This window comes from Mobiluncus sp. (assembly GCF_985070215.1).
On sequence record NZ_CFKZQR010000028.1, the window covers coordinates 1 to 19,742 of the forward strand.

At 57.2% G+C, this 19,742-nt stretch carries 20 protein-coding genes and 1 tRNA gene; 13 read left to right on the forward strand and 8 right to left on the reverse strand.

Annotated features, from left to right (window positions below):
* From AC5LBQ_RS06315 to AC5LBQ_RS06360, 10 genes are all read left to right on the forward strand, one after another.
* Positions 1-185 (forward strand): hypothetical protein (locus tag AC5LBQ_RS06315; protein WP_493264956.1); only part of this gene is annotated, 185 nt, incomplete at its 5' end.
* Positions 186-196: 11 nt separating this feature from the next.
* Positions 197-583, forward strand: a complete 387-nt coding sequence (locus AC5LBQ_RS06320) for a hypothetical protein (protein ID WP_493264957.1) — start codon at positions 197-199, stop codon at positions 581-583.
* 15 nt (positions 584-598) lie between these two features.
* The gene (locus AC5LBQ_RS06325) at positions 599-1,033 is read left to right on the forward strand and encodes a hypothetical protein (protein WP_493264958.1); all 435 of its coding nucleotides are present in this window, start codon (positions 599-601) and stop codon (positions 1,031-1,033) included.
* A gap of 5 nt (positions 1,034-1,038) precedes the next feature.
* Positions 1,039-1,476 carry a hypothetical protein gene (locus AC5LBQ_RS06330; protein ID WP_493264959.1) on the forward strand — a complete coding sequence of 146 codons (438 nt, stop codon included), beginning with the start codon at positions 1,039-1,041 and terminating at the stop codon, positions 1,474-1,476.
* Entirely contained in the window at positions 1,477-1,758 is a 282-nt protein-coding gene (locus AC5LBQ_RS06335) for a hypothetical protein (RefSeq protein WP_493264960.1), read from the forward strand. It abuts the gene before it with no gap.
* Positions 1,759-1,881: 123 nt separating this feature from the next.
* On the forward strand, positions 1,882-4,068 hold the full coding sequence (locus AC5LBQ_RS06340; protein WP_493264961.1) for a phage tail protein: 2,187 nt from the start codon (positions 1,882-1,884) through the stop codon (positions 4,066-4,068).
* Entirely contained in the window at positions 4,061-5,851 is a 1,791-nt protein-coding gene (locus AC5LBQ_RS06345; protein WP_493264962.1) for a hypothetical protein, read from the forward strand. Before AC5LBQ_RS06340 ends, AC5LBQ_RS06345 begins: the two co-directional genes overlap by 8 nt.
* A gap of 424 nt (positions 5,852-6,275) precedes the next feature.
* On the forward strand, positions 6,276-7,100 hold the full coding sequence (locus AC5LBQ_RS06350; RefSeq protein ID WP_493264963.1) for a CHAP domain-containing protein: 825 nt from the start codon (positions 6,276-6,278) through the stop codon (positions 7,098-7,100).
* Between the two features lie 14 nt (positions 7,101-7,114).
* A complete protein-coding gene (locus AC5LBQ_RS06355; protein WP_493264964.1) occupies positions 7,115-7,336 on the forward strand; it encodes a phage holin in 222 nt (73 codons plus the stop codon).
* Positions 7,336-7,608 (forward strand): flagellar motor protein, encoded by a 273-nt coding sequence (locus AC5LBQ_RS06360; RefSeq protein WP_493264965.1) that lies wholly within the window; start codon positions 7,336-7,338, stop codon positions 7,606-7,608. The genes AC5LBQ_RS06355 and AC5LBQ_RS06360 overlap by 1 nt, the downstream gene beginning before the upstream one ends.
* An 80-nt stretch (positions 7,609-7,688) precedes the next feature.
* On the opposite strand, the gene AC5LBQ_RS06365 is transcribed toward AC5LBQ_RS06360, so the two are convergent.
* The gene (locus AC5LBQ_RS06365) at positions 7,689-8,483 is read right to left on the reverse strand and encodes a tyrosine-type recombinase/integrase (RefSeq protein WP_493264966.1); all 795 of its coding nucleotides are present in this window, start codon (positions 8,481-8,483) and stop codon (positions 7,689-7,691) included.
* Between the two features lie 599 nt (positions 8,484-9,082).
* Here AC5LBQ_RS06365 and AC5LBQ_RS06370 point away from each other — a divergent pair.
* Positions 9,083-9,544: a hypothetical protein gene (locus AC5LBQ_RS06370; protein ID WP_297346678.1), complete on the forward strand. Its 462-nt coding sequence runs from the start codon at positions 9,083-9,085 to the stop codon at positions 9,542-9,544.
* A gap of 146 nt (positions 9,545-9,690) precedes the next feature.
* Here the strand turns inward: AC5LBQ_RS06370 and nusG are convergent, their stop codons facing one another.
* The 7 genes from nusG to AC5LBQ_RS06405 form a co-directional block, all read right to left on the reverse strand.
* Positions 9,691-10,524 carry a transcription termination/antitermination protein NusG gene (nusG, locus tag AC5LBQ_RS06375; RefSeq protein WP_307741333.1) on the reverse strand — a complete coding sequence of 278 codons (834 nt, stop codon included), beginning with the start codon at positions 10,522-10,524 and terminating at the stop codon, positions 9,691-9,693.
* Between the two features lie 47 nt (positions 10,525-10,571).
* Positions 10,572-10,832, reverse strand: a complete 261-nt coding sequence (secE, locus tag AC5LBQ_RS06380) for a preprotein translocase subunit SecE (protein ID WP_295028502.1) — start codon at positions 10,830-10,832, stop codon at positions 10,572-10,574.
* 180 nt (positions 10,833-11,012) lie between these two features.
* On the reverse strand, positions 11,013-12,269 hold the full coding sequence (locus AC5LBQ_RS06385; RefSeq protein ID WP_493264967.1) for a CapA family protein: 1,257 nt from the start codon (positions 12,267-12,269) through the stop codon (positions 11,013-11,015).
* A 38-nt stretch (positions 12,270-12,307) separates the two neighbouring features.
* Positions 12,308-12,383 (reverse strand) — tRNA-Trp (locus AC5LBQ_RS06390).
* Between the two features lie 158 nt (positions 12,384-12,541).
* Positions 12,542-13,747 carry a pyridoxal phosphate-dependent aminotransferase gene (locus tag AC5LBQ_RS06395; protein WP_295028498.1) on the reverse strand — a complete coding sequence of 402 codons (1,206 nt, stop codon included), beginning with the start codon at positions 13,745-13,747 and terminating at the stop codon, positions 12,542-12,544.
* A 93-nt stretch (positions 13,748-13,840) separates the two neighbouring features.
* Entirely contained in the window at positions 13,841-14,167 is a 327-nt protein-coding gene (locus AC5LBQ_RS06400; RefSeq protein WP_282921159.1) for a hypothetical protein, read from the reverse strand.
* Between the two features lie 306 nt (positions 14,168-14,473).
* Positions 14,474-15,619 (reverse strand): tyrosine-type recombinase/integrase, encoded by a 1,146-nt coding sequence (locus AC5LBQ_RS06405; protein WP_493264968.1) that lies wholly within the window; start codon positions 15,617-15,619, stop codon positions 14,474-14,476.
* Positions 15,620-15,704: 85 nt separating this feature from the next.
* Between AC5LBQ_RS06405 and mnmA the strand changes: the two genes are divergently transcribed.
* Both mnmA and AC5LBQ_RS06415 read left to right on the forward strand, forming a co-directional pair.
* Positions 15,705-16,934, forward strand: a complete 1,230-nt coding sequence (gene mnmA, locus AC5LBQ_RS06410) for a tRNA 2-thiouridine(34) synthase MnmA (protein ID WP_493264972.1) — start codon at positions 15,705-15,707, stop codon at positions 16,932-16,934.
* Positions 16,935-17,084: 150 nt separating this feature from the next.
* Positions 17,085-19,673: a glycogen debranching protein gene (locus AC5LBQ_RS06415; protein WP_491680969.1), complete on the forward strand. Its 2,589-nt coding sequence runs from the start codon at positions 17,085-17,087 to the stop codon at positions 19,671-19,673.
* Positions 19,674-19,742: the final 69 nt, after the last annotated feature.

A 19,742-nucleotide genomic window follows, 5' to 3' on the forward strand; every position in this document is an offset into this window, starting at 1 on the left:
AAGCAGTATTAGCCGCCGCGCCCCTGGAGGTCGCCGCCAACCTGTATAACCGGCGTACCTCACGGCGCGACCTGGGAGTGTTTGGGGACGCGGAAACCGCCGCGCCGTATCAGCGCCCCGCGCTCGACCCGTTCACGCCCGCCCTACCGATACTCCGGCCGTACTTGCCGCCGCCCGTAGCGTAAAGGACACCCTCATGGCAATGTTGGAAGCCGCCCGTGAAATAGTGAACCAGTTAAACAACTGTTTCACTAAAGCCGGTGTGAAAGCCACCGCGACACTTGACCCTACCGAGGTAAGCCCGCGCGTACACGCTAACCAGGTCGCGGCTATCGTTACCGCCCCCGATTACCGGTTTACGGGCATTACTACCGTGGAAGCTGACTGGGAAATCTGGCTGATAGCCCCCGGCGCGCAAGACCTAGAGGGCGCGTGGGAGACCCTGGAAAACGCCCTGGAAGCATTCCGTGAGGTGTTTCAGGTTACCGAGGTTAAACCAGCCACGTATCAGCCCGCTAACGGCGCTACCTATCCCGCGCTAATAGCGAATTTTGAATCAGTCCACCAATACGAAAACCAATAGAAAGGAAACCCTATCATGTCGTTTACACCTCAGAAACTCGGTCCGGGTCATCTCAAGTTTGGCTCTACCGGTTCAGAACAAGAATTCGGTTCTATGACTACCGCGACCAGTATCGAGCCAGATATTAAGGAAGAGGAACCGGTACCCATGCTCGACGGCTCGAACTATGTCGAGCAAGGCGAAATCCTTGGAACCCTTAAGGGTACGTTTTACCAGGATTACACCATGGAGGGGCTAACCGCCTGGACATGGACAAACGGCGGTAAAAATATGCCTTTCGAGTTCCGACCCCGTAACGACTCGGACATGGTGATTACCGGGTCTTGCATGATTAAACCCGTCACAGTCGGAGGCGACCCGAACAAGGCAAACACCGCCGATTTTGAATTTACGCTCACAGCCCGCCCGGTCATGACGAAAGCCACCGCAACCCCGACGGTAGGGAGCTAAGCGAGATGGGTCAGGTGAGCGGGGCGCCCGTTCAGGGAATCCAGGTAGAAGGCGCCAGAGAATTACGCCGTCAGCTAAAAGCCGCCGGTGATGACCTTACCGAGATGAAAGCAGTCCATCACAAGGTCGGTTCACTGGTCGCTAAAACCTCGAAAATCCTTGCGCCCCGCTCACCTGACTCGACTCACATCGCTGAGACTACCCGCGCGTCTCAAACTAAAACCGCGGCAGTCGTAAAAGTAGGCGGCGCTAAGTTCCCCTACGCTAACCCCATTCATTGGGGTTGGTTTACCCGCCCTAACGCATCAAAAGGGTGGCGGGGTGGAGCGATAAAACCCCGTTTTTGGGTGTCGCGCGCCGCCGCGCAAACAGAACCCGAATGGTTCCGAATTTACGAGGACTATGTAAACAAAACCCTGGACCAAGTGAAAGGAAAACCCTAAATGAAACCGTTTATTATTCAAGCTGAAACCGCTAACAACGGTAGTTTTCGTGAGCGCGTCTTAATGATTGACAAACTCATGTTTGAAAAAGCCGCCCGCGCTAACGGCTGGAATATGCAAACCTCCGAAATCACGTTTACCGCGTTTTGTGCCTGGCAGGTATTGAAACGGCTACACAAAATCCCGACAGAACTCACCTACGAACAGTTTATTGAGGCGGAACTGTTGGACGCCGTGATTATTCAAGAGGAACCAGGGGAAAACCCTACAGTTACGGCGTGAACTCTTATCATGCCGTTCTAGTTGCTTTGGCCATACGCTCGGGAATCCCCCCTAGCGTATGGCTCAAAGAACCCCCCGAGTATTTAGAAACAGCTCTCACGTTGCTAGAAAACGAGGCAAACAATGGCTAACAAGTCCGCGATCATGTCGGTTCGTATTATTGGCGACGCGAAAAAAGCCATTAGCGAAATGGATAAACTAGGCAACCATACGTCAAAGTTTGGAAGCCTAGTAAAATCTGCTGGTGCTGTAGCTGTTGCCGGCCTTGCCGCCGCCTCCGCCGCTATCGGCGGATTAGTCATCGCCGGGGTAAAAGCCGCTGGCGATCTCGAACAGTCAGTAGGCGCCCTGGATACCGTATTCGGTGACGCCGCCGCTAGTATGCACAAGAACGCTAAGGCCGCTAGCGATGCCCTAGGACTGACCGAAAACAGCTACAACGAACTCGCTACCCTGTTAGGCACCCAGCTTAAAAACGGCATGGGTGGAGCCGCCGCCGATATGCAAAAGGTAGGTGCTAAAACTAACGAACTAATAGGGTTGGGCGCTGACCTGGCTTCCATGTTCGGGGGAACCACTAGCGACGCGGTAGGCGCGCTATCCTCCGCCCTGAAAGGTGAACGCGACCCTATTGAGCGTTATGGTGTGTCCCTGAAACAGGCCGCGATTGACGCGAAAGCCGCGGAACTCGGATTTACCAAGGTAGGCGGCTCTTTCGACGCGGAAGCGCAACAGGCCGCGACCCTGGCCCTGATTATGGAGCAGACCGCCGCCGCGCATGGGAATTTTGCGCGTGAATCTGACACTTTCGCGCACCAAATCGAGGTAGGAAAAGCCCAAATCGGCAACATCACCGCCGAGATTGGTAAAGGATTTTTGCCCATTCTTACCAAGGGCGGGCAAGTCATAAACACGAAATTTTTGCCCGGCGCGCAAAAGTTGGCCTCGCAAATCGCACCCACCTTAGCCGTCGTGTTTTCTACCCTCGTTCCCATGATTAACCCGCTAATCCAGGGGTTCACCCAGCTGGTAGGCACCGGGCTAACCCCTACCGGTATAGGTTTCGCGGCGCTAAAGGCAAACATTAACCCCATCATGGGGTTATTGAAAACCCTGGGAGAGGTCCTAATAGGGTCAATACTGCCCCAACTTATCAGCTTGGGGCAGGCGGTAGTTCCGCCAATACTGGGACTAATAAACGGGATAGTACCACCACTAACCGAAATAATCGGTATCGTGGTCAGTTTGGCCGGGGCGCTTATCGACAGTATCATGCCGCCGCTCACTCAAATAATCGGGTCCGTGCTTCCGCCGCTGACTACAGTAATATCGGCTCTCATGCCCCTACTAGCTGACGTGGTGAAAGCGATAGCGCCCGTAATCCAGGTAATCGGGGTTGTGATTGGCCTAATCCTGAACATCCTCCAGCCCGCGATAAAGTTCGTTGCCGATTACATCGCCGTCGTTGTAAAGACCGTTTCAGGTGTTCTTGATGGGCTATTCAAGCTGGTTTCAGGGTTGATTACAGGGGATTGGCGCCTAGCCTGGCAGGGTGCTAAACAGATTTTTGGCAGTATCTGGCAGGGTATTACCGGGATACTAAAAGCCCAATGGGACTGTATCAAAGGTTTCTTTACCGCTCAGCTTGAGAACATAAAAACCGTATGGTCGGGCGCCTGGAACCTAGTCAGCACCTATTTTTCTAACGTGTGGAAATCAATCCAAGCAGTTTTAGCCGGTGCGTGGAGCGCCATTCAAAACGCGGTAAACGGCGGCATCACAAACACGGTAAACACCGTGAAATCTTTGCCTGGAAAGGCTGTTGCCGCGCTTGGAAATATCGGAAATGCCCTATTTAATGCCGGTAAGAACCTGGTCCAGGGCTTTATCAATGGAATCAAATCCATGTTTGGGGCGATAGGCTCAACCGCCCGCGACCTTGGCAATAAGGCAATGAGCGGGGTAAAGAACGTGTTAGGGATACGGTCGCCCTCCAAAGTCTTTACCGATATCGGTGTCATGACCGGGCGCGGCATGGTGAACGGTGTCGAGTCCATGCAAGGCAAAGTTCAAGACGCTTTGAAAGACATGGTAAACCCGGCCAATCTCAAACCCCTGACAGTACCGTTGAAGCCCCCGGACGTGAACGCGACCTTACAGGTTGCCGGCTACGCTACGCCCAAAACCGCCCCCGCTACAACGATAAACATCACTATCAACGGGGCTGTAGACCCTGACAGTACCGCCCGGCAAATCAAACGCCTACTTTCCCAATACGACGCGAAACTACAGGGGGCAACCATTGGATAACTGGAAAACAAACTTTTACCTAGACGGTGAACTAATCCCGGGCGACGCTCAAACAGCCGCCGCCGGGAACCCCGCCGTACTTGCCGGCTGTTCCGTGAACTGGGGACGCGACACCACTACCGAACAACCCAAGGCCGCTAGTATGAGCGCGACAATCGGGCTAGGAACCCACGCCCGCCAATGGGCTGAAAAACTCAAAGTCGGAAAGCCTGTAAGGCTAACCACTAGCGGGGAAATCATCGAAACCCCCCCGACCCCGCCGCTTCCTTTCACACCTGGCACCTACGAAACCACCCCGTCAGGCCTAACCCCTACGCCTGACGGAACGTTTAGCGCCCCGCGGGAAATAGCCGCGACCCTATACCCAGGAAACCCAGACGCGACCCTAGGCGAATGGGACAACCTACCCACTTTCCAAAATAAGCCCTGGAAATGGACCCTGGAAACCACCGCCCCTGTAGGGAGCGAAATCCATGTAACAGTTCTGACTTCCCCGCGCCCCGCCGGTCCCTGGAAAGTACATAGCGGGAAAGTAACGCAAACCACAACCCCAAGCGCGACCCTTACCGGGGTCATCTCCGACGCCCCGCAAGGCAACTATATCGCCCTAGCATTTAGCGTTACACAGCCATTGTCAGCCTGGAAAGACGAACCAGGCGCCTGGACCGACCACCCAGAAGCCTGGAACGTAAATATCGAAAACATCACGGCAAAAGCAAACCTGATCCAGGGCGGAAAAGGACGGTGGCGCACAGTTGAAGTTTTCAACGGGCGGGTTACCCAGATAGACATTAAACCAGACAAACGGTTTACTGCTGTAGCTGTAATATCGGCGGGGGACTGGCTAGCGGCGGCGGCTAACACGATTATCGGAATCCCGCCACGCTCGAGCGAACCCGCAACAGCCCGCCTAGACGCCTACATACAGGCCTCGAGTCTCGGTATTTCTACAGCCTGGGACGAGGGTATTACCGCCACCCTGGCAGGGCGTGACGTAGACGCGCAAGCCCTGGACAGTCTTATTACTGAAATCGCTGTATCTTGCGACGCTGTAGCCTGGCCAGCGACCCACGCAACCACCGGGCCGTATTTGAGACTTGAAAACATGGCTAACCGCGCCGCCGCCCGCGGGCTAAACCTGGAAAACGGAACAGCTGTAATCGGGGAAGCCTCAAGCGGGCAAACCATACTACCCGCCCCGGCAATCGAGAAAGCCCCGGTAAAGTTCACGCGAAACCCCGCCGCGCTCACAACCCAAGTATCAGTAAGGTGGATTGAGGAAACCACCAACGCAAACGGGGAACTAGAAAAAACCGACCGTACCGAGAAACTAACCAATCCCGAACTAGAAAAACTATATGGGCGCCGGTCCATTTCCGTATCTACTGAGCTAAACAGCCAAACGCAAGCTAAAGCGTTAGCGGAGCGCCTAGTAAACAGAATCATTGGGGAAACCTGGCAAATCAGCGGGCTAACATGGCGAGGAAGCGCTGGACCCGCGTCGATTACGCTCGACTTACTGGACGGGACCCGCCGTAACGGCGCGCCCTACCGAATCGAACCGATGGAGGAATGGACCCCTAAAAAGTCCATGGCCGTGTTCATCGAGGGCGGAACCTACCGGTGGGACGGACACGAATGGACACTCGATATATCCGCCTCAACCCCGCCGCCTGGTTCGGGCAAATCCGCCGCGTGGCAAGACCCGCCCCCCGCCTATACCTGGACCGTGTTCAACACCCTTACATGGCAAGACATGCAAGGTACACAAATCAACCAATAGAAAGGAAAACAACAATGCCAGCAACCACTACAAACTTAGGCCTTCCCTACCCGCTACCCACCGACCCAATCGCAGACGGAGCAAACCAAATCAAAGCCCTAGCCGAAAAAATCGACCAAGGAATCCAAACGTTGGTTCTAGAAGTCGTAACAATCAGGCTAACGACCAATCCGAATAGCTCAAGTGACGCGTGGAAAATCGGGGAAGCATCCGCAGACATACCCGCAACAATCACAACCCCTCTAGGCGCTTTTTGCGATACAACCTATATATCTGCATCCGGGTCAAACTTTAGCGGGTTTGTTAGGTGTTCGGCCGCATTCATCGAGAACAATAAAATCACGATCCGGGGCATGAGTACAGGAACCCCTACCAGCACTGAGGTCAAAGTTCTCGTTTGGGGCTATGGAAAGCCGGTCGCAAAATGACCACAGTAGCCACAATCCTCAACATTGCCGCCCGCGAAATCGGTTACAGCCGCTGGACAGATCCGCAACCTGGCACGAAGTACGGACGTGACTATGCCGGTAGACATGGCAAATATTACGGAACCAGCGGCGTCCCCTATTGTGCCATGTTTGTCACGTGGGTATTCCGGCAAGCCGGAACAACCCCGCCCGGCGGGGACTTCGCCCATTGCCCTACCGGTATAAAGGCCATGAAAAAGCTAGGCCTGGAAGTCAATAAACACGACGCCCAACCGGGGGATATCGTGTTTTTTGACTGGGACGGCGGAGTTTCCGACCATGTTGGAATCGTTGAACGAAACCTAGGCAACGCCCTGCAAACTATCGAGGGAAACACTACAGTCGCTTGGAAATCGGGCGGGGTAGGCAGACGCACCCGCTCGTTTGGTGTCGTTTGTAATGTGTTTCGTCCCCGCTACGACAGCGCCCCGCCCGTAGCGCAAGCCCGCAAAACAATCACCGTGGACGGATATTTTGGGCATGAATCAATCCGCGCCCTACAGACCAGGCTAGGAACCCCCGCCGATGGGGTCATTTCCTCACAACCAGCCGTGAATAAACCATACGTACCTAACGCGGGTGCTGGGTGGGAATGGGTCGCACACGGCGCGAAAGGCTCCACCTGTATAAAAGCATGGCAAAAGCGTGTCGGAGCCGTTGCAGACGGATATTTTGGGCGCGAAACAGTCACCAAGACCCAGCAATTCTTAGGCGTGCCAGCAGACGGCTACGCCGGAAACCAAACAATGACGGCCTGGCAAACATGGATAAACAACCACTAGAAAGGAACAAACCCATGGGAAACCACGAAGAAACCCCTGAAACCGAATCTATTACTGAGCTTATCCCGCCACCTGTGCGCTCATGGCTCTACGGAATCGCGACCGCGCTAATCCCGCTACTAAGCGCCTACGGTGTCATAAGCGACCAAACCGCCCCGCTATGGATCGCCCTGGCCGGGGCAATCCTCGCAACCGGAACCGCCCTAGCCTATCGACCCACCCGAAAGGGGGACTAATGCCTACCTGGCTCACCGATTTGCAGGGCATCGGCGCTATTTTGAGCGGTATCGCCGCCATCATCGCCGCCGTATACGCTCGCTCTGCCTCGAAAGAAATGAAACCAGACCACGGTACAAGCATGAGGGATTTAATCGATGTGATGGATGACCGCATCAAAAGCCTGGGGCACAGGCAGGGTGAACTCCACGATGATATCCAGAGTTTCATACAAGATGCTCGTGATGACCATACCCGACTATGGAAAGAACTCGAAAAAATCCAGCGCTAAATGTTACAAAACGTGTCATATTATTACCAGATTGTAAATATCCGCATATTATTACCCGTTTGAAGCATGACGGAATCATGTCAAAGTTGCGCGGCCTGTACCGCCCGCGTCAATGGATTTAAATCCAGCTTTATATACCGCTTAGTGGTGTCCGTTTTGACATGACCCATAACAGCCCCTACCGCTAAAAGGTCATGTGTCTCTCGATAGGCAACAGTCCCGAATCGGTGTCGTAGCATATGGCCGGTTACGCCGCGGGGCATGGCGCGACTTAGCAGTTTTTGCACCCATTTAGCGGATAAATGCCCGTCAATGCGCCCGGGAAATAGCCAGCCTGGACAATTCTCCAAGCTATAGATCAGCGTGGAATCCTGCACCGGAATAACTCGAACTCTTCCGCCCTTGCCCATGACGCGCAACACTTCGCCGTTCCAGTCTCGACCCGCTATTGTGGCTATTTCGCATGACCGCAAACCGCAAAGAGCCGCGAATTTAATCATTAAGGCGGTACGGTGGTCAGCCTCGGAAAGGGCGCGTTTCACTTGTGTTTCGGTTGCGGGGCGGGGTATCCCGTCAGGTACATGGATAGGCGCTAGTCTCTTTGCAGGATTTTTTGCTAGCACCTCGCAGTTTTCGAGGTAGGAAAAGAAACCTTTAGCTACAGCTTGCGCGCTACGGCGCGTCTCAGCTTTCCAGTCATGCCCGGCAAGCCATTCCTCTAGTCGGTCTTGTGTGACTAGGGCGGGGCATGGGGCAATCGTGCGTAATCTTGCCAAATAATGCCGGTGCAGGCCGATTGTTCCGCTTAATCTTCCAGACGCTTTTAAAGACAGCAGATAGGCGTTAATGCAGGTAGTCCAATCGTTTGAATTCATAGCCTGAGACTACGCGACTAAAACCACCTTGAACTGAGTAAATCCGTAATCAGTGGGTTCAGGGTTCGAGTCCCTGATGGCGTACCACTCAAAACGTTGCAATTCCAACAAAATCTCCCATTTGCACCCTATTTTTACCACGCCAAACAGTGGGTTATTAATAAAGCCAGCTCCACCCAACAAACTGTCGTGGGTTCTACCTGAGGTAAGCAGACAGGTTTGCCGATTACCAGCGGAGATGAATCCGGGCTATTGCCTGGTAGTCGAGGGACATGGTAAATTTAAATTGGTGGATGTGAGAGCATCTGCTGCCAAGTTTGTGGACGAACCGTTCACTGAGCCGGGAGGTGAAAGTCCCGGCTCAAACTGTATCTTTTTCGATTACCGTGCGAGAACTAAGTATCTTTGCTGACGAATCCGGCACTGAGGCCGACACTAGTGGCTATTACCTGTTAACTTTGGTTCTGCATGACCAATCCGAGGATGTGACCGGGCCAATATCTGATTATGAATCGGCTTTGAGGATTCGCGGTCTCACTGACATTCCCATGCACTCATCGCCTTTACTACGCGGTAACGAAGATTACGAGAATCTAGACGTGGCGTTGCGTTTGAAATACCTATTTGCCTTTAATGCGTTTGTTCTGCGGCTCCCGATTCATTACCGGTCTTTCGTGTTTGAACGAAAGGCCGCGCCTGGACTGGAGGCTCTGCAAACGGTTTTGCCTGAGGCATTACGTAGTTTCGTACGGTCGAACCTTGAGTGGCTGCTAGGTTTTGACCAGGTAAAGATTTACTACGACGGCGGTCAACCGACCGTTGAAATGGCCTTACGAGAGGTGTTTACTCAAGCATTAGCGCGACAGGTTTCAGTATTTAAGCCGGGCGGGTTTCGTGAATACCGTTTAGCGCAGGTCGCGGATTACTTCTGCACCATAGAGTTGACACGTTTGAAATTCCAGACCAAATCAGCAACGCACACGGACCTACTTTTCTTCCAGAGTAAGCGCGATTTCCAAAGGAAATACCTTAACCGGGTGAGAAAAAAGTGGATTGGCTGAGATTCTCGGTACCGCACCAACAGTAGCACCCAGCGACGGGATTCCCTTAAATCTCAAACCATAGTGTTATTGGAACATCTGACAACTCTCGGAAAGCACGGCGGGCGCAGGATGGAAGTCCCGCGCCCGCAGCCAAGCCTGAAAAATCAGTCGATTTTGGCGACCTGGTTGAAGTTCAACTCCACCGGAGTCTCGCGCTCGAAGATAGTGACCAACACGGTCAGCTTCTGAGTTTCGGCATTGACCTCGGCAATCGTCGCGGAAAGCGTCTCGAACGGACCGGAGGTAATAGTCACCGACTGACCCACCTCAAAATCTGTCGCCACCGGAGCAGTCCGCTGCGTCGCTTGTGAAATCTCGACTTGACCGTCTTCCACCGCCACTTTCGCGGCCTCCTTGGCGGTCGGGGCCAGCATATTGACCACTTCCGCCAACGTCAGCGGCACGGGATCCTGCTGGTTGCCCACAAAACCAGTCACGGCCGGGGTGTCCTTAACCAGACGCCACGAGTTCTCATCCATGTCCATGCGCACCAAAACATACCCAGGAATGCGCGGACGCTGCACGACCTTGCGGCTCTTGGCCTTGACTTCGACATGTTCTTCCATCGGAATCTCGACCTGGTAGACATAATCTTCCATGCCGGGATTATTCGCCACGCGCTGTTCAATGTTCTGTTTCACACGTTTTTCGTAAGAAGAGTACGTGTGTACCACGTACCACCGGCCTGGCAACGCGCGCAGCTCGACTTCAAGGGCCTGCTTCGGGTCGAGTTCCTCAGTCTCGGTTTCCGCAGCATCCGCGGTGTCCTCGATGATTTCACCAGTTGCGGGGTCCACGTTCGCGGGGACTTCCTCTAGGTCCGGTTCAGCCGTAGAAGCGTCCTCGGCAGGCTGGGCGGCCTCGGCGGCCTGGTTAGGCTCCGGCTGGGCTTCCTCAGCCACAGCAGCGTTTTCTTGCAATTCGTTCTCGTCTGACATTACTGATATTCCTCGTGGGGCAATGATGTTGAAAAGACCAAACAGGTCTAGCTAAAGATAAGGTCGGTCAGGGCTCCGAAACCCAAATCCATCAACCCGACCGCGGCCATGATGATAGCAACGAAAACAATCACGACCAAGAAGTAGCGCCACAGTTCTTCTCTGGTGGGATAGACGACTTTTTTCATCTCATCCACGACTTGGCGGAAAAACTGCGCGATACGCGCGAAAAAACCAAGTTCCTGATCAGCGCTAGGGGTAGCTTCGGCTTTTTTCGCCGGCTGAATGGCACCTTCGGTTTCTGCCATTATTTGTTCCTCCTGTAGGCAATTTCTTTCCCCGCCGCGGGCACACTTCACCCTAAACAAATTAACGGGGGGATGTGTCAAATCATAGTAGAAAACTGTACCTAAAGCCAATCGTGAGGGGCCGGTACACGGCCGGTACACGGCTCATGGGAGGCTGACCCGCGGCAGGCCCGGCGGCGTCTAACGCGCCAAGACCGTCACCGCGGCGGGCTCAGCCGGAACAGGAGGCGGGGACTTCAGCTCTGTCGCCTCATTTCCCATAACTTTCACCAGTTCCTCATGGTAGCGCTGGACGGTAGCGGCATCGAGACGCGAGCCGGGCGGGGTGGCTCCGCCATCGAAATCGTGGACGGGAACCGCGTGGAATCGGCTACGGTCCAGCACGACCGGGACCCACGCCGCTTGGCTGAGAGTGACCTGCGGGTTTTTCTCCGGCCCGGAGATGTCAAAACTCAGCCACGCAATCGACTCAATCTGAGTGCCGATTCCCATATCGGGGGTTTGGCTGGTCAGCAGGTTTCCGGTGCCGAAATAGGTCCACATCCCGGCGCCGTGCACTCCCCCGGGCGTGAGAGTAATCCGCTGGGGAAAGTGGGCGTGGTGGCCGACATAGGCGTCCACGACCCCGGATTGCGCCAGAGCCTGTGCCCATTGCCGCTGTTGGGGCTGGGGTTCATAGACGTATTCGCTGCCGCCGTGGGGACTGACAATCACGATGTCCGCCCCGGCCTGACGGGCTTGCCGAGCATACTCGATGATTTGCTCGACATCGTTGATTTCCACCAGGTAAGGGTGGCGGTCCACTTCCGGCACGGATTCAAAATTCAGCCCGTACGTAAAAGACAAGTGCGCCACGTGTACGGTGCGTCCGCCCTTGTGAATTTCATACATTTGCCAAGGGGTTTGCTCGGCATTCGCGCGGGTCCCAGCCGTCCCCAGCCCGGCGTTTTGCAGCACTTCCAAAGTGTGGGCGATACCCGCGGTTCCTTGGTCCCAGCTGTGGTTCGACGCCGTGGAACAGCCGTCATAACCGACCTGGACCAGGCCGTTTGCCCAATCCATCGGGGCGTTGAAAATCGGGTAGCCGTGGGGGGCTTGTCCGGGTTTTCCGTAGGGAATTTCTTGATGGCACAAGGCCAGGTCGGCGCGTTCCAGGTAGGGCTTCACCTCTGCCAGCAGTTTCTCTAGGTGATACTGTCCGTCTGCCTCTCGAGACGCGGCCGTAACCCAGCCGTGGCTCAAAATGTCCCCGGTCATCGCCACAGTTAGGGTGGTTGGGGCGAGAGGCTCAGCAGTGCGGGGTACGGTTGAGGTCACTGGAGCCGGTGTGTGGTGTTGGTTCACGGTTCCGATACCCGCCGCGACCGCAACCAGCGCAACGATTCCCGCCAGGAACATCAGCAGGAACAGGGCGGTACTGGGTCGGCTTCGGTACACAGACACTCCCGGAAACATTGGAAACTGTATGAGCCAAGTGGCAGGGAAGACAGGACTCGAACCTGCAACCTACGGTTTTGGAGACCGTTGCGCTACCAATTGCGCCACTTCCCTTGTTTTGCGCACGCCCCGCCGGGCGGAAACGAAAAACGCAGCGTCCTCAATGATAAGGCAAATCCGCCATAACTTTCAAGCGCGCTAATACCGAGCCGAATCAAAACATTTCACCGGGGGCAACGCCCCAACGCGCCACCCCCGGTGAAATCCAAAATCTACTTCACTTTTGCCAGCAAATCCTGCACCCGGCTAACTCCTTCGACCAGGTCAGCATCGGAAAGAGCGTAGGACATGCGGATAAAGCCGCTGGGACCGAAGGCTTCGCCGGGAACCACCGCGACTTCGGCCTTATCCAAAATCATGGCCGCCAGCTGGGAGGAGGACTCGATGCGCTCCCCATCCAAGCTACGCCCAAACAAGCCTGTGACGTCGGGATACACATAGAACGCGCCGCGTGGCACCGGTACCTGCAAACCGTCAATCTCACGCAACATCCGCACGATGGTCTGACGGCGCTGGTCAAAGGCTTGACGCATCTGTTCCACCGCGTCCAACGGCCCGTTCAACGCCGCGATGGCAGCCCGCTGGGCAATGTTGCACACGTTGGAAGTCAGGTGGGACTGGAAGTTCGTGGCGGCCTTGATGACGTCAGTCGGTCCGTTCATCCAGCCCAAACGCCACCCGGTCATGGCGTAGGACTTCGCCACGCCGTTGACAATGACGCAGGTATCTGCCAGTTCCGGAACCAGCTTCAGAATGTGTGCGGGCTTAGCATCGTCATAGAGCAGGTGTTCATAGATTTCATCACTGATGACCCACACGCCCTTTTCCACAGCCCACTGGCCGATGGCGGTCAGTTCCTCGGGGGTGTAGACCGTGCCGGTCGGGTTGGACGGCGAACACATCAGCAGGACTTTGGTCCGCTCGCTGCGTTTCGCCTCCAAGTCCTCCGGGGTGACTTTGTAGTCCCGGTCAGCACCGGCGAAAACTTCCACCGGAACGCCGCCAGCCAGGCGAATCGCCTCGGGGTAGGTGGTCCAATAGGGCGCGGGCAGCAGCACTTCGTCACCGGGGTCGACGGTGGCGGCAAAAGCCTGGAACACGGATTGTTTCCCGCCGTTGGTGACGATGACGTTGTTCGGGTCGATTTCGTAGCCGGAGTCGCGCAAGGTCTTGGCGGCGATGGCTTCGCGGGTGACCAGCATCCCTTTGCCTTGGGTGTAGTGGTGGTTCGCGGGGTCTTTACAGGCCGCCACGGCGGCTTCCACGATGTAATCGGGGGTCGGGAAATCCGGTTCACCAGCGCCGAAGCCGATAACAGGCTTTCCGGCAGCTTTCAGTTCTTTCGCTTTACTATCGACAGCGAGGGTCGCGGACGGGGCAATGGCGGCAAGGCGCGCAGAAACACGATTTTTACTCATGCCCCCATTCTTGCACTTTTCGCCAGGGCAGCGCACCGTTTTCGTGGGGCCCAGCCTAGGTGGGCCACAGGACAGCCGCGACCGCGAAAAAACCTATTCCCCCAGTTCAGGGCCGGCATCGAGATCCCGTTTCACCGCGCGGGTCGTCCTGACGTAATAGAACACAGCCGCCGCCACCATCACGATGCTGACCACGATGGAGGGATAGTCCCGGTGCGCCGTGAGAGCAATGACTATCAGCGTCGCCGCCGCCACTACCGTGAATCCCAACACGACCCGCGCCAAGAAGACGACACGGTTGTATTCTTCACGGCTGGTAGAGGGCCGCCCCGGCAGGCTATCCGCGCCATGCTCGGGACACTCTCCGGTCACCGGCTGATCATCAGGCAGCCCGCTGGTGCCCGCCAAAGGTTCGTTCATGGCTTCAGCCTATCAAAGCCAGCCTAGGTAAACAGGACGAAAACCCGTCTCCCTGCGCACAGTTTCCACAAGTTATCCACAGGTGTTGGGGACAGTTTTGCAGAGTTTACTGGGGAAATCGCACATCGGTTTGTATTAACAAACCCGTCACCGCCGTCAGGGTTCTGAACTGGGTATTTGCAGCAATTCACCTGATATTACGCCATTTTTTCACCCCTTTATTAACCTGGAGTTTACCTGCACTTTTCCGCCGGAAACTCCTTCATCCACATTTTTTCCACAGGCCATGTGTATAACTCGTTCGCACTAGGCGGCAGCCCGGCGCAGAGTCGTTTGCCGCATCCGGCTCAACGCCCCGGCGACATCGCCCAAGTCTGGTTCAAACAAGTCCGCATAGACATCAAGGGTCAGCGAAGCCGAGGAATGCCCCAGCATGCGCTGCACCGCCTTCACGTTAGCTCCCGCCGACACCGCCAAAGTGGCGGCGGTGTGGCGCAGGTCGTGTATGTGCAGTCCGGCCTGTCCGACCGCGAGCGCCGCCATGTCGAAGTGTAAGCGCAGGTTGGAGGCCCGCAGGGGGGTGCCGTGTTTCGTGGCGAACAGGAAATCATCGCCTCCGCACGCCGCCCGGGTCAATACCCGCAAGTCGCGGCGCAAGAAATCCGGTATCGGCACGACCCGGGTGCGCCCGTTCTTGGGAGTACCGAATACTTGCCGCCCCGACACCTCCGACACCGCCCGTTCAATCCGAATCACGCGGCGTTCCAAGTCGACCGCAGCGGGGGTCAACGCCAGGGCTTCCCCAATACGTAAACCGGTGTACCCCAGCAAACGCACCAAAATTTCCAGTTGGTTGCCACCCGGCGCAGGGGTTTGCCCACCGCGCCCCCGAGCCAGCGAGGCCAACCCCGCGTCTATCGACCCCGCCCGGGACTTGCGCCGAGTCAGGTACCCGCCGCGACCTTTCTTGCGCAAAAACACCACATTCTGTCCCAAACCGCCGGGCAAAATAACCCCCGCGGGTTCGCGGGTCAACCGCCACCACCCAATCTCTAAAGCCAGGGATTCCAGCTGCAGCACAGTCAAGTAGCGGTGGCGTCCGGTGCGGCACACAGTCGGCAGCGGCACCCCGGCCGCAACGTTGCTTTCGATGGCCCCCAACCGGTTGGCCAACGCCAGTACCTGCCCCACGATTTGATAGGCCTGACGCACCCCGGTGGGGCTGACGCCTTGTTCCGCGAGCTTCGCGACCCAGGAGACGACCTGCAGGTAGCTGACCTGGTTCGGAGCCTGTTCCCCAAATTCCAGGTTGACCGTGTTTAGCATCGAACGATAACTTGCCCGGGTGGTCGGCTTGAGGTCGACCCGGCTTTCCAGCCAAATCCGGCCAAAATCGGCGAAAGTGCGCGGTTCGAAGTCAGCGCGGGGTTCGGTGGTTGTCAGTTCTTCCATTGTTTTCCCTTTCAAGTAGGCAAATTCCCGAGGTCTCGGGGCTGGCGGGAGCCAGCACAATGGGAAACGGTAGAATGTGAGGTCACTGAGGAGGAAAAACTTGGCGAAAATTTTAATGGGATTATCCGGCGGGGTGGATTCGGCCGTGGCGACCGCGCGCTTGCAAGCGGCCGGTCACGAAGTTTCGGGCTTCTTTATGCAGTTGGAGTCCCTCTCCCGCCCGTGGTCGCGTCCTGTCGCTTCTACCGAGCCTGTCGATGCCCTGGCTGATGCGCACCGGGTCGCGGATTTTCTGGGGGTCGAGCTGCAGGTGTGGGACTTTGCCGAGCGGTTCAACCGGGTCGTGATGGATTCGTTTGTGCAGGCTTATCGCGAGGGGCTGACCCCGAATCCGTGTGTGCATTGCAACCGTTTCATTAAGTTTGGTTACGTCATCGAACGCGCCCTGCGAGAAGGTTTCGATTATGTCGCGACCGGCCACTATGCCCGATTGTGGCGGCCCGGCCAGGCAGGGTTGATTCCGGCGGAAGCTCCCCAGACCGGTGCGGACGGCGCGTTCCCGGACTTTGCCCTGCTGCGTGGGTCGGCAATGGGCAAGGACCAAAGTTACGTTTTGGCGGGGGCGCGCGCCGCAGCGTTGGCACGAGCCGTGTTCCCGCTGGGGGACGTGACGGACAAGGCCGCCACCCGCGCTGAAGCTGAGGCACTGGGGATTCCGGTGGCGGGCAAGCGGGATTCTTTCGACATTTGTTTCCTCCCGGACGGGGATACGCGCGGCTTTTTGCGCGGCTGTATCGGGGCGGCGCCGGGTCCCATTGTGGACGAGGACGGAGCGGTGGTGGGCTCGCATGACGGCGCTTTCCAATACACGGTCGGGCAGCGCCGCGGCCTGCATATCCCCCGGCCTCACACGGACGGCGCTCCCCGCTACGTACAGGGTACGGATCCGGAAACGAACACGGTGTTTGTGGCTCCCCGCCAGGCGCTGACCGTCACGGAAATTCACGCCGGGCCGTCGGTGAACTGGCTGATAGACCCCACCAGCCTGGGGCTCGGCGCAACGGGTGAGGGCGAGTTGGACCCTGCCGGGTTGACTATCCAGTTCCGTGCCCACGGCAAACCCGTCACCCCGCAGGGCGTGTATCTGGAAACCGGGGATGGCGGAATCGAACTGCGGGTGGTGCTACAGCCCGCCGATGAAGTTACCGGAGTAGCGCCAGGTCAATCCCTGGTGCTTTACCAGGACAGTCCCCGGGGAGACCGAGTCATCGCCCAGGCAACCATCACCGCTACCGACAGCGGACCACACTTGTGACCCCGGAACTTATTTACGAAAAACGTCAGTGACTGAAATCGGGCGACGGCAGAGAACTCGCGACCGGAAAAAGCCAGAATTACCCGCCACAAGTTAGGCGAAGCTCACAAAGCCCGGCACGCGGGACGTTTTCCCGGTAATGTCGAACCTATGACTGTCGAGAAGAAGGGGACGACACCGACATTTGCTCCCACTGACGTGGTCGCGGAGGAACCAAAACTCGACCCACACCACTTGGGACCCACCATTACAGAATCCGGAGTCGCCTTTTCCGTTTATTCTCACCAAGCCACGGCGGTAGAGGTGTGCCTGTTCGACTCTCCGGACGAAAACGGGCGCTACCAGTCCGAACGCCGGATTCGACTGCGCGGACCGTTCCGCGGGATTTGGCACGGCAACATTCGTGGCGTACGTCCCGGTCAGGTATACGGATATCGGGCTTATGGGCCGTGGGATCCCGACGCGGGAGTGTTCTATAACCCGCAAAAGGTTCTGCTCGACCCCTACGCGAAAGCGATTACGCAGCCCCCCGTTCTCAGCCCGCAACTTTACGCCCATCAGGTTGATGCCGAGCTGAAGCCCGTGACTCGCGAACTCACTATGGATCCGTTGGATTCCGCGGATTACAACGCGCTGTCGGTCGTGGTGAACACGCATTCTTTTCCGGTAGCGGATCGGCCACGCACGTCTTGGCGGCGCACCGTGATTTATGAAGCGCATGTCAAAGGTTTGACCCAGCAACTACCCGGAATCCCCCCGGAACTGCAGGGTACCTACGCCGGCTTGGCAAACCCGGTCACCATTGATTACCTGAAAAACTTGGGCGTAACCGCTATTGAGTTGCTGCCGATTCACGCCAAGATGCCCGAACCATTTCTGGCGGAACGAAACCTGAGCAACTATTGGGGCTACTCGACTCTGAGCTATTTCGCGCCCGAACCGACCTACGCGACCGAAGCCGCCCAGCGTCAAGGTCCCCAGGCCGTACTGGACGAGGTCCGCGGCATGGTTTCGCTGCTGCACCAAGCCGGTATCGAGGTCCTGTTGGACGTGGTTTATAACCACACCGCCGAGGGCGGTACCCTGGGGCCGTCCCTCAGCTTGCGTGGCTTGGATCCGCAATGCTACTACCTCTGGAACCACGGCTACCCCAACCAGATGGTGGACTTCACCGGCTGCGGTAATACGGTCGATTTCACGTCCACCGAGTCGGTGGCGCTGCTGTTGGATTCCCTACGGTATTGGGCCGGAGAAGTCGGAGTGGACGGTTTCCGTTTCGACTTGGGGGTAACGCTGGGGCGCAACCGAGAACAGTACGCCCTGCGCCATCCTTCTTTTGTGGGCATGGCGACCGACCCGGTTCTGGCTGGCTGCAAACTCATTGCCGAGCCGTGGGACATGGGTCCGAACGGGTGGCAAACTGGGAACTTCCCCTCGCCTTTTGCGGACTGGAACGACCGCTACCGCGACGGCATCAGGGGTTTTTGGCTCACCGATGCGGCGGCGCTGGCCCACGGTCGTCACGCCCACGGCCCGCACGAGCTGGCGACACGCGTCTCCGGGTCGGCTGACCTGTACGGTTCCAACATCGCCGAATACAACCGCGGTCCGGGAGCGTCCATCAACTTTGTCGCGGCCCACGACGGCTTCACCCTGGCCGACCTGGTGACTTTTGACCACAAACACAACGAAGCCAACCTGGAGGGCAACCGGGACGGGACGAATAACAATAACTCGTGGAATCACGGTCACGAAGGCCACGTGCTGAGCGGCAAGGAACTGGGGGACGAGGACCTACCCAGCGCTGCCGCGGAAATCGGCCCCGACCCGCAGTCTGGTGAAGGTTTCTCCCGCCGGTTTAGCCGCATGGATCCCACCACCCCTTTCCACGGCGACCCGCTGAACCGCACCGAGATGGTCAAAGTCGCCACAAACCGGCTGAAAACCTTGCGAAACTTGTGGGGAACCCTGGCGATTAGTTCCGGCACCCCCATGATCTTGGCGGGGGACGAGTTCGGGAACTCACAGAACGGCAACAATAACGCCTATTGTCAGGACGGGCCGATTTCCTGGTTGGATTGGCGCTGGCAACCCTGGCAAAAGGGACTGTTTGAAACTGCCCGCTACCTGCTGCATTTGCGCGCCGAACACCCGGTCATGCGCCCCGATGAATTCGCCTCCGGGATGCCCCAGGCCGGGGATAAACTCCAGGACCTGTCGTGGTACAACCGCGAAGGCGAACATTTGACCCCCGGCGCCTGGCACGATCCCGCCAACCGCGTGCTCCAGATGCTGCGTTCCGGAGCGCCCTGGGACGACGTGGATTTGCTGGTCATGATTAACGGGACCAATGACGAAGTCCAGATTAACCCCCCGCGGGCGCGTTCCCGCGTGTTTCGGCTGGTGTGGGACTCCACCTGGCCCGATCCGAGCGCCCGCGAAGGCGGCGCGGGGGAAAAGCTGCAGCTGTTGACCGGTTTAAACTCCGCTACGCCCTCTGCCCGGCATCAAGACACGAACGACCCGGTCGCGCTGTTTGCCGAGGAAGTCGGGGTCACCCCCGGTTCGGGAATCCGTTTGGCGGAAGTCATTTCCGAACTGCCCGTGACGGTGCGCGGCATGAGGTCCAAGATGGCGCCGTTCTCGATGCGGATTTTCTTTGCCGAAGTGCCGGACAATCCCTCCGGGGACGAGAAAATCGATTTGCTGAACACCTTGCGCAAAGTCCAAAAGCACTAAGGCGTGGCGTCGGGGTGTACCGTGTCGGTGCGTACCGTGTCGGTGTGCGCCGCATAAGGCCGGTGTGAC